Below are 13,182 nucleotides of genomic sequence, written 5' to 3'. Positions count from 1 at the left end.
GCGGGTTTGTTGTCTGTTGTCCGGAAGATGTCATGTGTGTCCCGTGTGTCATGCGGTTTCGCGTTTGAGCACGCGGCCCGGCCGGGCGCCGCTGGGCTGGCCGTTGCGCCAGACGATCTGGCCGTTCACCAGCACGGTGTCAATGCCGATGGCCGGGGCAATGGGTTTCTTGAAGGTGGCGCCCTCGTCCACGGTGTCCGGGTTGAGCAGCGTGAGGTCGGCAAAAGCGCCCTCCTGGACCAGGCCCCGCCCCGCCAGGCCAAAGTTCTTCGCGGTCAGGCCCGTCATCTTGTGGATGGCTGTTTCCAGGGTGAACAGGCCCAGCGTGCGGCCGTAATGGCCCAGCACGCGCGGAAAGCTGCCCCACAGGCGCGGATGGGGCGCCTCGTCATGCGGCAGGCCGTCCGAGCCGATCATGGTCTGGTCGAACTGCAGGATGCGCTGCACATCGCGGTCGTCCATCATGTAGTAGATCGCGCCGGCCGGTGTCAGGCGGTCCACCACTTCCTCCAGCGTGCCGCCCTGCTGGGCCACGATGTCGGCCAGGTCCATGCCGGCGCATTCCGGCATGGGCTCCGACCAGGTCACGGTCACGCGCGTGGCATTGACCGCGCGGTGCGCCGACAAAATGGTGGACGAGGCCGGGTAGGGATAGCAGTCCAGGCAGATCGGTTGCAGCGCCATGTTGTCGGCAATGAACTTCAGCGTCTCGGTGGATCGGCCGTAGTTCTTCACGCCGACCACCTTGTGGTGCGAGATCACCACCGGCACATCCACCTCGCGGCCAATGCGGAAGGTCTCGGTCAGTGACTTGATGACGTCGTCGCCCTCGTTGCGCATGTGGGTGCAGTACACGCCGCCGTGCGCGCGCAGCGGCTCGCAGATGGCAATCACCTCTTCGGTCGGGGCGGCAATCGACGGCTCATAGAACAGCCCGGTCGACACGCCGATGGCGCCGGCCTGCATGGCTTCCTCGACCAGCGCGCGCATCGCGTCAATCTCACTGGCGCTCGCCGGCTGCGTCAGGTCGTCCATGGTGGCCACGCGCAGCGTGGTGTGGCCCACCAGCATGGCGCAGTTGGTGGCGGCGGGCTGGGCACGCAAGGCGTCCAGGTAGCTGGCGAAATCGGGGAAGCGAAACCACGCGCCGGTGCCGTCCAGCAGGTTCAGCGGCGGCGTCACCGGGTCGGGAATGGGCCGCGGCATGGGGGCCAGCGATACGCCGCAGTTGCCGCCGACCACCGTCGTGATGCCCTGGCTGACCTTGGGCGCCATGTCGCCGCCCGAGAGCATGAGCCGGTCGTCGTGGGTGTGGGCGTCGATGAAGCCGGGGGCCAGCACCATGCCGGCGGCGTCGATCTCGGTGGTGGCGCTGGCGCCGCGCAGGTCGCCAATGCGCGCAATGCGGTCGCCGCGGACGCCCACATCGCCACTGAAACGGGCAGCGCCGGTTCCGTCAACAATGGCGGCGTTGCGGATCAATAGGTCGTAATGCTCGCTCATGTCTTGCCTCGGCGCTGGGTTGCGGAGACTTCAGTTTAGTAGCACTATTGCGTAGAATTACTGAACAGTGCTAACACTTGCCCTAAGCAGTTTTAACGAATCCTTTAATGGATTTATTAACGGATGCACTAACGGACGCTTTAACGAATGTCGAGCGACACCACCGACCTGCGATTTTTTGTCACGCTGACCGAAAGCGGCGCGCTGGCCGAAGCCGCGCGGCGCATGGACGTCACGGCCTCGGCTGTCTCGCAGCGCCTGCGGCAGCTCGAAAACCGCCTCGGCGTTCAGCTGGTCCAGCGCAGCACCCGGCGCTTCAGCCTGACCGACGAGGGCGAGCTGTTCTACACCAAGGCCCTCACCCTGCTGGCCGAGCTGGATGCGCTGATCGACAGCCTGCGTGCGCGTTCCGGTGAAGTGGCCGGCACCCTGCATGTGCGCGGCCCGCTGGGCTTTGGCCGGCAGCACCTGGCCGGGGCGCTGGCCGACTTCCATTCACAACACCCGAAGCTGGTGGTCGCGCTGACGCTCAGCGATGTGCCCCCCGCCGCCGACGCCGACCGGTTCGATCTGATCGTGCACATCGGCGACCTTGCCAACTCCAGCATGGTCGCCTACCCGATTGCCCCCAACACCCGCATCCTCTGCGCCTCGCCCGACTACCTGGCCCGCCATGCGCCGCCGCAGCGGCCGGAGGACTTGACCGGCCACCAGTGCCTGGTGCTGCGGGAAAACGAAGAGGACGTTTCGCTCTGGCGCTTTCGCAAGGGCCGCACCGACGCGGCGGTGCGCATCGCGCCGGCGATGAGCAGCAACGACGGCGATGTCACGCGGCAGTGGGCGCTGGCAGGCAAGGGCATCATCATGCGTTCGGAATGGGACGTGGCCGAACACCTCGCAGCGGGCCGCCTGGTGCGCCTGCTTGACGGCTGGCGCCTGCCCGACGCCGACATCGTCGCCCTGATTCCGCAGCGCCACGGCGTGTCAGCGCGCGTGAAGCTGTTTCTGGCCTTCCTGCAGGCGCGCTTTCAGCCCGTGCCGCCCTGGCGCAAGGCGGCGCGCGTGGGGTGAACCCTTCAGGGCACGGCCGCCGTCATGGCGGGCGGCAGCGCGGTGACCAAGTAGTCCACCAGGGCGCGCACCGTGGTCGGCACCCGGCGGGTGGCCGGATACAGCGCGTACAGCGAGATCTCCGGGAACTCCTGCCATTGCGGCAGCACCGGTACCAGGCGCCCTGCGGCGATGTGCCGGGCCGCCAGAAATCCAGGTTGCAAAATCAGGCCGGCCCCGGCAACCGCCGCCTCCACCAGCAGGTCGCCGTTGTTGGAGCACAGTGGCCCGCCGACGGCGACGTTGGCCTTTTCCCGGCCCTTGCCGAGGTGCCATACATGGCCGGTATTGGCGTGGGCATAGTTCAGGCAGCGGTGCGTCTTCAGTGCTTTTGGCGAGTCGGGCACCCCATGCGCCTGCAGGTAGCCCGGGGCGGCGTAAATGGCCCGGGGCACGGCGCACATTCGCCGCGCCGCCAGCGAAGAATCCGGCAATTGCGCGATGCGCAGCGTGAGGTCAAAGCCATGCTCAAAGGGGTCGATCAGGCGGTCGTTCAGTTCCACGCGCAATTCGACTTTGGGATGCTGCGCCAGAAACTGCGGCAGCAGCGGCGCCAGCACCAGCTTGCCAAACGACATCGGTGCGTTGACGCGCAGCGGTCCGGCCACGGTACCTCGCAGCGCCGCCATCGCCTCGCGGGCCTCGGCGGAAATCGCCAGCAGGTCCACGGCATAGTCGTGCAGGGTCGCCCCCGCGCCGGTCAGGGCAATGGCGCGCGTCGAGCGCACGAACAGGGCGGTGCCGTAATCGGCCTCCAGCGAGGCAATGAGCTTGCTGATTTGCGAGCGCGTCACGCCCAGCGCGCGAGCGGCCGCGGCAAAGCTGCCGAGCTGTTTTGAGAGCACGAGCGCCTGAAGGGCATCGAGTTGAGCCATTGCTTCCTGTGGGTTCCTGGTGATTCCGATGGATTTTCGATTGGTTTCTATTGATTCCAATCCGGATGCAGTCTGATTCCAGATTGCAGGCTAGTCAATAGTTGGTACGCAATTTAGGATTCGAACCTTGTCCCTCACCATCCCCGGAACGTTCCCAGAAAGGAAGCATCATGACGCAAGGCAAACTCGAACTGCTGACCCCGCAAAACTGCGCGCTGATCCTGATCGATCACCAGCCGCAGATGACCTTCGGCGTGGCCAATATTGACCGGCAACTGCTGAAGAACAACGTCATCGCGCTGGCCAAGACGGCCCAGGTGTTCAAGGTGCCGACGGTGCTGACGTCAGTGGAGACCGAGTCATTCTCGGGCAACATCTGGCCCGAGCTGCTCGCCGTGCTGCCCGACAACAAGATCTTTGAGCGCACCAGCATGAACACCTGGGACGACGTGGCCGTGAAGGCCGAGCTCAAGAAGATAGGCCGCAAAAAGCTGGTGTTCGCTGCGCTCTGGACGGAGGTCTGTCTGAACTTCCCGGTGCTCGAGGCGATGGCCGACGGCTACGAGGTCTACTTCGTGGAAGACGCCTCCGGCGGCACCTCGGTCGCGGCGCACAACATGTCGGTGCAACGCATGATCCAGGCCGGCGCCGTACCGGTCACCTGGCAGCAGTTCCTGCTGGAAATGCAGCGTGACTGGGCACGCAAGGAAACCTATGCCGGCACGACAGGCATCGTTGTGGAGCACTCCGGCGCCTACGGCGCAGGCATCGACTACGCGATCACGCACGTGCACAAGATGCCGGCGCGCAAGCTGGGCTGAGCACGCCATGAGCAGCGCCGTGAGCAACGAGCTTCCACCCGCAAGCGCCGGGAATGACGCCTCCGCTGAAAGCGTCAGCCTGGTGGTGCGCCACCGTGTGCGCGCCGGCGCACAGGCCGCCTACGAGAGCTGGCTTGCCGAGACCATGCGGGTGGCCGCGGGCTTTCCCGGTCACCAGGGGGTGCACGTCGTGCGTCCGGCCGCGGGCGGCGCCGACTACACCATCGTCGTGCGCTTTGCTTCGTGCGAGGAGGCGACGCGCTGGCACCAGTCGGCCGAGCGCGCGCGCCTGATCGAGGCCGTGCGGCCACAACTGGAGGTCGCCGAACAGGTCAGCGTCGGCGCCGGCATCGACTACTGGTTCCCATCCGAGCACGGTGCTGCCGGCGAGCCGCCGATGAAGCCACCGGCCTGGAAGCAGTGGCTGATCACGACCTCGGTGATCTGGCCGCTGACCATGATCGTGCCGTGGGCGTTTGGGCCTGTGTTCAAGGCGCTGCCTGTGCTCGGTGTGTACGGGGTGGAACACGGCGTGCTTGCCGCCGTGATCGTCGCGCTGGTCGTGTGGGTGATCATGCCGCGCTACACGCAGCTCGTCCATGGCTGGCTGTTCCGCAAGGAGTAGTCCTCGAGACCGCACGAGTTCATGACACACGAGTTCGTGACAATTAGCCAGCGCGAATGCACTGTATAGCTGTCCTTCCCTTGGCCACATCCCGGAGACATTCATGACCGCCGCCCCCACGACTGCCGATATCATTTTCATCAACGGCCGCTTCACCACCCTGGACCGGCAGAACCCGGTGGCCCAGGCCGTGGCCATCGCCGGCGGCAGGTTCATCGCCGTCGGTGACCGCGAAGAGGTCATGCGCCACGCCGGCGGCAAGACGCAGGTGATGGACCTCGGTGGCGCCGCCGCGCTGCCCGGCCTGCACGACAGCCACACGCACCTGATCCGCGGCGGCCTGAACTACACCATGGAGTTGCGCTGGGACGGTGTGCCCTCGCTGGCCGATGCGATGGCCATGCTCAAGGCGCAGGTGGCGCGCACGCCGGCGCCGCAGTGGGTGCGCGTGGTCGGCGGTTTCACCGAGCAGCAGTTCGCCGAAAAGCGCTTGCCGACGATCGGGGAAATCAACGCCGTCGCGCCCGACACCCCCGTTTTCATCCTGCACCTGTACGACCGCGCGCTGCTGAATGGCGCGGCGCTGCGCGCCGTCGGCTACGGCAAGGACACGCCGAACCCGCCCGGCGGCGAGATCGTGCGCGACACCAGTGGCAACCCGACCGGCCTTCTGCTTGCCAGGCCCAACGCGATGATTCTCTACGCCACGCTGGCCAAAGGCCCCAAGCTCGACCCCGACGCGCAGGAGGCCTCGACCCGGCTCTTCATGCGCGAGCTCAACCGGCTGGGCATCACCTCGGTGATCGATGCCGGCGGCGGCTTCCAGAACTACCCCGACGATTACCGGGTCATCGAGAAGCTGCGTGACGCCGACGAGCTCACGGTACGCATCGGCTACAACCTGTTCACGCAGCGGCCCAAGCAAGAGGTAGACGACTTCAGGCAGTGGACCGACATGTTGCCGCCACTGTCCGGCAACGACATGTTCCGCCACAACGGTGCGGGCGAAATGCTGGTGTTCTCCGCCGCCGATTTCGAGGACTTCCGCGAACCACGCCCCGACCTGCCCGCCAGCATGGAGGACGAGCTCGAACGTGTCGTGCGCCTGCTGGTCGAAAAGCGCTGGCCCTTCCGGCTGCACGCGACCTACGACGAATCGATAGGCCGCGCACTCGACACGTTTGAGAAGGTCAACCGCGAGATCCCGTTCAATGGCCTGCACTGGTTTTTCGATCACGCCGAAACCATCAGCATGCGCAACATCGAGCGCGTCAAGGCGCTGGGCGGCGGCATCGCCGTGCAGCACCGCATGGCCTATCAGGGCGAATATTTCATCGAGCGTTATGGCGCCAGGGCCGCCGAGCACGCGCCGCCGATCCGCAAGATGCTTGATGCGGGGGTGCCCGTCGGTGGCGGCACCGATGCGACCCGCGTCGCCAGCTACAACCCCTGGGTTTGCCTGCACTGGATGGTCACCGGCCAGACCGTCGGCGGCACCACGATGTACCGGCCCGACAACCTGCTCGACCGCGACACCGCGCTGCGGCTGTGGACCACCGGCAGCGCCTGGTTCGCCAATGCCGACGGACAAAAGGGCCAGATCAAGGCCGGCCAGCTGGCCGACTTCATCGTGCCCTCGCGCGACTTCTTCGGCGTACCCGAGGCCGACATCAAGGACCTGGTCTCGCACCTGACAGTGGTTGGCGGCCGCATCGTGCATGGCGACGGCGACTTCGCCAGGCTTGCACCGCCCATGCCCAAAGCCGCCAACGACTGGGCGCCGACCAACGCCTACGGTGGCTACTGGCGCGAACCTGCACTGGGTGGCAACCAGCCGGGCCGCGCCGCTCCAACCGCGCAACGCAGAGCCCTGTTGCCGTTTGCCGATTGCTGCGTCAAGCCTTGCGCCGTTCATGGCCATGCGCACACGCAAAGCTGGCTGGCAAGCACGCCGGTGTCGGACGAGAAGAGCTTCTGGGGCGCGCTGGGCTGCGCCTGCTGGCTATAAATAAAGAATGATAAGAATGATCACCACGGACAACGCCATGGACACCCGCAACCCACAATTTTCAACACCGGCGCTTTGGGCCGCCAAAGTCCTGCTGGCGATCGCCTTCGTCTACAGCGGCGTGTCCAAGCTGCTGAATTTCGACGCAGCGATCGGCGAGGCGAATCATTTCGGCCTGAGCCCGGCGCCCTTGTTTGCCGCCGCGGTGCTCGCCACGCAGCTGGTCGGCGCGGCGCTGATGCTGTTGGGCCGCGGCCTGTGGTCGGCCCTGGGCGCGCTCGCGCTGGCCGCGTTCACCGTGATCGCCACGGTCATCGGTCACCCGTTCTGGACCATGAGCGGCATGGAGCAGTTTCACAACCGCAACGCCTTTCTCGAACACCTGGGGCTGGTCGGCGGCTTTGTGCTGGTGGCAGCGCTGTCTTGGGAGCGCCGCGCCGTACTAAGGTGAAGCCAGCTACGAGGAAGTCTACGCCGGGATGAAAGCGCAAAGCGAAGGCGCGCTCAAGGGCGTGCTCGGCTACACCGAAGACAAGGTGGTGGCCACCGGCTTCCGCGGCGATGCCCGCACCTCGATCTTCGACGCCGACGCCAGCATTGCGCTCGACGGCACCTTCGTCAAGATCGTTGCCTGGTACGACAATGAACGAGGCTACTCCAACAGGCGCCTGGAGATGGTGCGCGTGGTCGCGAAGTAAGCGCTGCTTGTGGCAATAAAAAACGCGCCTCCGAGCGCGTTTTTTATGGCGACTCAGTACCCGATCACTCATTCCGTTTCTAAATCATTTGTGAACGCGAAGGTGAAGCGCAGACAGTACAGACGTACGGCAAGCGAAGCCGACAAAGTGCACGGATGATTTAGAAATGGAATCAATCACGCAAGAAGGTAAATGATGTCGACTCCCTTGTCTTTCAAAAAACTCAACGACCAGGTGGTGAGTGTTCATCTGGACAGCGGCGAGCTGGTGGGCAACCTCAAACTGATTGGCGGCGTGTGGAAGTTCAAGGCGGTTGGCTACACCGCCGAGGGCCAGGTGGTGCCCGGCGGCGGACCGCTGACGAACCGCCACAACATGACCTTTGCCGTGCTGGACGAGGCGGTGGTCAACGCAGGGTTGATGGGGGTGTGACGACCGGTGATCGTGGCCGGCCTCAGTGTGCGAATGCTGGCAATCATTGAGCACCATTCCGGTAGAGGCTGACCGCTATGCGGGTGTTGGCCACTGAATGTCGGCTTCGGAGAAGAACGAACTTCCCCTTAGGGCCCAAAGCGGTCTGTCAGGGTTGCAAAATCGGTCTTTCATTCGGGATAGGGAGAAGCCTCGCGCCCCACACCACCGTACGAACGGGTCACGTATACGGCGGTTTGGCAGATTAAGGGGGTAATGCCGATCGGTTGGAAGCCGAAAACAAAGGGAGCTCAGTACCCGGTGGTGTGCTAACTTTAAGTAATCCCAATCAGGAAGGCCAGTCAAGGATGCTACATAGGAAAAAGCACAGCAGATGGTGGCTGTCGGTATTGTTGCTGTCGAGTGCCGCGTCCACCGCGCAGGTGCCCCCCATGCGGCCTGTAACGTTGAGCCTCGGCGTCGTCCCGCAGCAATCGTCAACGCGCACCGTGAACTTATGGTCGGGGCTGCTCGAGGAAATCGGGCGCCGCAGCGGTTATCGCATCGAACTCAAACCCGCGCAGGATATTCCCACATTCGAACAACGGCTCGCGGCCGGCGAGTTCGATCTCGTTTACATGAATCCATATGAATATACGGTGTACCATCGCGCGCCGGGTTATCAGGCGTTTGCGCGCGAGGAGGGGAAGCTAGAGGCGCTGATCGTCGTGCGGCGCGACGGCAACATTCAAAAACTTTCCGATCTGCAGGGACGGACGTTGGCGCTTGTGCCCGCCGCATTCGCGGCAACGGTGCTGCCACTCGCGCATTTACGTGATCAGGGCGTCGCCGTTACGCCCAAGTTTGTGGATTCGCACGAGTCGGTGTATCTGGCGATCATCAGGGGAATGTATCCGGCGGGCGGAGGTGTACGCCGGACGTTCGAACGAATGGTGCCGGAAATGCGCGCCGAACTGCGCGTGTTGTGGGCCGCTCCGCCCGTCACGCCACACGCCATCGCCGCCCATCCCCGCGTGCCGCGCGCGGTCGTCGAACAGTTGCAGCGCGTACTGGTCGATCTCAAGCACGACGCCACTGGGCGGAGGTTACTGCAAGAGCAAGGGTTCACCGGCATCATCGTGGCGCACGATAAAGATTGGGACGACGTGCGCGCGTTGCATATTGATCTGCTCGACCCCGTGCTGCGGCAAGCACGGCCCTAAGCAGGACCTGAACACGCACATCGCAACGGGAGCGATGCCAACCGGGAGGGGTCATGCTTAACTTGCATATAGGTAAGTTTCACTTGGCTGCCTGATGGGATATGGCCTCTTCACCAGCATCCGCTTCTGGCCGGAGGACTAAACCGCTACGCGGTAGGCCCCACGGCGAAGCCGCCATAGGTGCATAGAACCGGGGGTTCTGCGATGTTGTTGAGCGAGGCAATCCGCCTCGTTCTTCAACAGGAGCACGATCATGAACCCATCGACTGCGGCTGTTACGCCGCTGCGCCAGCGCATGCTGGACGATATGCGCTTGCGCAAACTCGAAGACAAGACCCAGAGCAGCTACATCCGCGCCGTGCGCAAGCTCGCTGGCTTTCTCAGGCGCTCGCCCGACACCGCCACAGTCGAGGATCTGCGGCGCTTTCAGTTGCACCTGGTCGATCAGGGCACCTCGCCGATCACCCTGAACGCGACCATCACCGGCTTGAAGTTCTTCTTTGAGGTTACGCTGGAGCGCGCCGATCTGATGGCCAGAATGCAGTCGGTGCGCGTGCCGCAGAAGTTGCCGGTTGTCCTCAGCCCGCAAGAGGTCGCGCGCCTGATTGCCGCAACCGCGAACCTCAAGCACCAAACAGCGCTGTCGGTGGCCTACGGCGCGGGCCTACGCGCCAGCGAAGTGATCGCGCTGAAGGTCGGCGACATCGACAGCCAGCGCATGACGCTGCGCGTGGAGCAAGGCAAGGGCCGCAAGGACCGCTACGCCATGCTCGCGCCGGTGCTGCTGCAGCGCCTGCGCGCTTGGTGGCGCGTGGGCCATGCCCAGGGCAAGATGCTGCCCGGCGGTTGGCTCTTTCCCGGCCTGGACCCCGTGCAGCCGCTGACCACCCGGCAACTCAATCGCGCCATCCACGCCGCAGCCCAGGACGCCAAGATCGACAAGCGCGTGTCCATGCACACCTTGCGGCACAGCTTCGCCACCCACTTGCTGGAGCAGAAGGTGGACATCCGGGTGATCCAGGTGCTGCTGGGCCACAAGAAGCTGGAGACGACCTCGATGTACACCCATGTGGCTACCGAAGTGCTGCGCGAGGTGATCAGCCCACTGGAGAGCCTGCCAGCCCCGTAGGCCTTCTCCATGGCGCACCCCGCCCTGGAGGTCGCCGACATCTTTCGCACCCATGGGCCGGCCTGGCGTCAGGCGCAACGCGGTCACCTGAGTCTGGGCCAGCTCAAGGTCATGTCGGCCATTGAGCAGTGCCGCAGCGCGGCGCTGGGGGGACACGTGCTGCGCTGCGAAGGCTGCGGCACCGACCAGATCGCCTACAACTCCTGCCGCAACCGGCATTGCCCGAAGTGCCAGAGCGCCGCTGCGCAGCGCTGGCTGCAGGCCCGGCAGGCCGATCTGCTGCCGCTGGAGTACTACCACGTGGTCTTCACGCTGCCCGCGCGCATTGCCGACATCGCCTACCAGAACAAGGCCGTCATCTACGCAATGCTGTTTGACCTGGCCGCCCAGACGCTGCAAACCATCGCCGCCGACCCCAGGCACCTGGGTGCGCGCATCGGCGCCACCCTGGTGCTGCACACCTGGGGCTCGGCGCTGACGCATCACCCGCATGTGCACGGCATCGTGCCCGGCGGTGGCCTGGCTGCCGACGGCAAGACCTGGGTGGCCTGCCGGCCGGGGTTCTTCCTGCCGGTGCGCGTGCTGTCGCGCTTGTTCAGGAGGCGCTTTCTCGAAGAGCTCCACCTGGCCCATCGTGCCGGGCAGCTCAACTTCTTCGGCGAGCACGCCGCGCTGGCCGACGCCAAGGCGTTTGCCGACTGGCTCGCGCCGCTGCGCAAGTGCGAATGGGTGGTCTACGCCAAGCGCCCATTCGCCGGTCCCCAGGCGGTGCTGGCCTATCTGTCGCGCTACACCCACCGCGTGGCGATCTCCAACAGCCGGCTGCTGTGCCTGGACGAGCGCGGGGTTACCTTCCGCTGGAAGGACTACCGGGTCAAGGGGCGCACGCGCCACAAGACCATGACGCTGGATGCCCAGGAGTTCATGCGCCGCTTCCTGCTGCACGTGCTGCCCGCCGGCTTGCATCGCATTCGCCACTATGGGCTGCTGGCCAATGGCAACCGCAAGGAATGCCTGGGGCTGGCGCGCGAGCTGCTGCTGGGTGCAGCCGAAGCCACGGTGCAAGCGCAGACGGCCAACGCCCAAGCAGCCACCGAGCCTGCCTCACCCCGGCCCATCTTCGTGTGCATGCGCTGCGCGCGACCCATGACGATCCTGCAGACCTTCGTGCGCGGCGAGTCGATCCGCGCGCCGCCGCCACGCGCATGTGCACCATGACTCCCCGCGTCGTTCAAGGAACCAAACGTCCATCGGCCATGCGTTGCCAGCAGTCGGTGTGGGGCAGGCTTGCCCTTTCACACCGGGATGTCCGTTCAAGCGCATGGTGGCAGCGCTGCGCTCATCGCGCGGGCTCGCGTTGCCGGTATCGGTGCGGTATGACACTCATGCTCAGTCTCTTGGGTGCATCGGCCGAACGCTCGACAAGGGGCGCGCGAACTGCCAATTCGCCATAGCCGCTCTGGCGGTAGACTCCTACGGGGCGTGCCCCGCGGTTTCCTCCCCCGAGGCTTGTCCAACACCTGCCCTCACACCTTGTCGTGCGTTCGCTCGCCTCGCGCGATGGGCAGGTATCGGACAACCCTTAACAATTTGCGTCATGGTAACTCCTGCTGGACTGGGCCCTAAGCGGACATATCCGGTGAACAGCGCATCACGTCCCAGTCGGGCGCCAAGCTATGACGCCTTGCGTTCGTGCACGCACGTCTGGAGAAGCCAAACACGTCGCGACACCCTCATAACCTGCAGCGCCCGGATATGGGGCTACGATTGTCGGCGGGGAATGATTGGCAGGGCAGAAGATGATTAATTCATCAGAACCTACCGCTGCCAAGTCAAGGATCGCGGAGGATCGTGTGAGCAAGTAAAGCGGGCGACCGTTCACTCCACGACGGCGGAGATGGGCAATCAACGCCTGCTGTGTCTCTTGTTCAAGCGACTGCTCCACCAGGTCGACGACCAAGGCAGTCGGCCCTTCCGTTTCGAAAACTGTAATTAATGAGGTCAATGCGTCCGACGCGATTGCGCCATCTTCAATCAGCCATTGCAACGCTATATCTACACGGTATTTAAATTCAGGATCGCCCTCAAGTTTCGCGGCAGCGCTGCCGTCCTGCAATCGATCAAGGCTTATGAATGCTGCGCCTGGTATTTCCTGAGCCAAGCACAACGCAAGCTTAGTCTTCCCGCTTCCCAGTGGACCGACTATGTAACTGAGTGGCCGGTCTATTGGGACGACGAACCGCTCACCACCCCAGGGCCAAGGGAGCTCAAATTCAACGCAGCTTTGCTCGTATACGGATAGGCATGTCAGTTCTTCAACTGTCGGCGTGCGCCCCAGAGTTACATCTTTCCGAATCTGACGGAGTTTCTCGATGGTGCCTGTTAACTGCCTAACTCCCACTTCCAAATTGGCTTGATGCGCTGCTAGAGCAAATTCAAGGCCGTCGGCATTCCCTTGAAGCACGCGGGCAACTTGTGAAAGGCTGAGACCGAGCGCCCGTAAGGCGACGATTTCGCTGCCCCGGATCATTTCACTTGGCCCATATGATCGCCATCCAGCCTCATTTCGGGCTGGGGTAAGCAGGCCACGCTCTTCGTATAGCCGCAAGGCCTTGGCTGACACGCCCAATTGCCTGGACGCTTGAGAAGAGCTTAAAAATCGTTTCTTACAGTTCAAGTTTTCACCCCATTGATTAGCAGAAGTGCCTTTATCAACGTGGCCGCAGGGGCAGAGTCAAGGACTTTTTGAAGACGCTCAGTTTTTGTAATTCTGCAACGT

The 13,182-nt window shown here is 64.0% G+C and carries 12 protein-coding genes and 1 pseudogene; 10 read left to right on the top strand and 3 right to left on the bottom strand.

Annotated elements, in window-relative coordinates; translation table 11 throughout:
* Positions 1-48: 48 nt before the first annotated feature.
* Positions 49-1,503 (bottom strand): N-acyl-D-amino-acid deacylase family protein, encoded by a 1,455-nt coding sequence (locus tag BPRO_RS24085; protein ID WP_011485678.1) that lies wholly within the window; start codon positions 1,501-1,503, stop codon positions 49-51.
* A 147-nt stretch (positions 1,504-1,650) separates the two neighbouring features.
* Between BPRO_RS24085 and BPRO_RS24080 the strand changes: the two genes are divergently transcribed.
* A complete protein-coding gene (locus BPRO_RS24080) occupies positions 1,651-2,574 on the top strand; it encodes a LysR family transcriptional regulator (protein ID WP_011485677.1) in 924 nt (307 codons plus the stop codon).
* A gap of 5 nt (positions 2,575-2,579) precedes the next feature.
* Here the strand turns inward: BPRO_RS24080 and BPRO_RS24075 are convergent, their stop codons facing one another.
* Positions 2,580-3,488 carry a LysR family transcriptional regulator gene (locus tag BPRO_RS24075; RefSeq protein ID WP_011485676.1) on the bottom strand — a complete coding sequence of 303 codons (909 nt, stop codon included), beginning with the start codon at positions 3,486-3,488 and terminating at the stop codon, positions 2,580-2,582.
* A 170-nt stretch (positions 3,489-3,658) separates the two neighbouring features.
* On the opposite strand from BPRO_RS24075, the gene BPRO_RS24070 reads away from it, so the two are divergent.
* From BPRO_RS24070 to BPRO_RS24030, 9 genes and pseudogenes are all read left to right on the top strand, one after another.
* The gene (locus BPRO_RS24070; protein ID WP_011485675.1) at positions 3,659-4,309 is read left to right on the top strand and encodes a hydrolase; all 651 of its coding nucleotides are present in this window, start codon (positions 3,659-3,661) and stop codon (positions 4,307-4,309) included.
* Positions 4,310-4,316: 7 nt separating this feature from the next.
* The gene (locus BPRO_RS24065) at positions 4,317-4,934 is read left to right on the top strand and encodes an antibiotic biosynthesis monooxygenase (RefSeq protein WP_011485674.1); all 618 of its coding nucleotides are present in this window, start codon (positions 4,317-4,319) and stop codon (positions 4,932-4,934) included.
* Between the two features lie 103 nt (positions 4,935-5,037).
* Entirely contained in the window at positions 5,038-6,942 is a 1,905-nt protein-coding gene (locus BPRO_RS24060) for an amidohydrolase (RefSeq protein WP_011485673.1), read from the top strand.
* A gap of 16 nt (positions 6,943-6,958) precedes the next feature.
* A complete protein-coding gene (locus tag BPRO_RS24055; RefSeq protein ID WP_232291464.1) occupies positions 6,959-7,393 on the top strand; it encodes a DoxX family protein in 435 nt (144 codons plus the stop codon).
* A 1-nt stretch (position 7,394) separates the two neighbouring features.
* Positions 7,395-7,640 (top strand): annotated as a pseudogene (locus BPRO_RS24050) (type I glyceraldehyde-3-phosphate dehydrogenase); the annotation flags it as partial.
* Positions 7,641-7,832: 192 nt separating this feature from the next.
* Positions 7,833-8,072: a hypothetical protein gene (locus tag BPRO_RS24045; RefSeq protein WP_232291463.1), complete on the top strand. Its 240-nt coding sequence runs from the start codon at positions 7,833-7,835 to the stop codon at positions 8,070-8,072.
* 446 nt (positions 8,073-8,518) lie between these two features.
* A complete protein-coding gene (locus BPRO_RS24040; protein WP_232291462.1) occupies positions 8,519-9,274 on the top strand; it encodes a phosphate/phosphite/phosphonate ABC transporter substrate-binding protein in 756 nt (251 codons plus the stop codon).
* A 253-nt stretch (positions 9,275-9,527) separates the two neighbouring features.
* Positions 9,528-10,403 (top strand): tyrosine-type recombinase/integrase, encoded by an 876-nt coding sequence (locus BPRO_RS24035; protein WP_011485669.1) that lies wholly within the window; start codon positions 9,528-9,530, stop codon positions 10,401-10,403.
* Between the two features lie 9 nt (positions 10,404-10,412).
* Positions 10,413-11,621, top strand: coding sequence for an IS91 family transposase (locus BPRO_RS24030; protein WP_011485668.1), 1,209 nt, complete (start codon positions 10,413-10,415; stop codon positions 11,619-11,621).
* Positions 11,622-12,054: 433 nt separating this feature from the next.
* On the opposite strand, the gene BPRO_RS24025 is transcribed toward BPRO_RS24030, so the two are convergent.
* Entirely contained in the window at positions 12,055-13,080 is a 1,026-nt protein-coding gene (locus BPRO_RS24025) for a MerR family transcriptional regulator (protein WP_011485667.1), read from the bottom strand.
* Positions 13,081-13,182: the final 102 nt, after the last annotated feature.

The organism is Polaromonas sp. JS666 (genome assembly GCF_000013865.1).
GTDB lineage: Bacteria > Pseudomonadota > Gammaproteobacteria > Burkholderiales > Burkholderiaceae_C > Polaromonas.
This window is presented reverse-complemented; position numbering and strand designations above follow the sequence as displayed.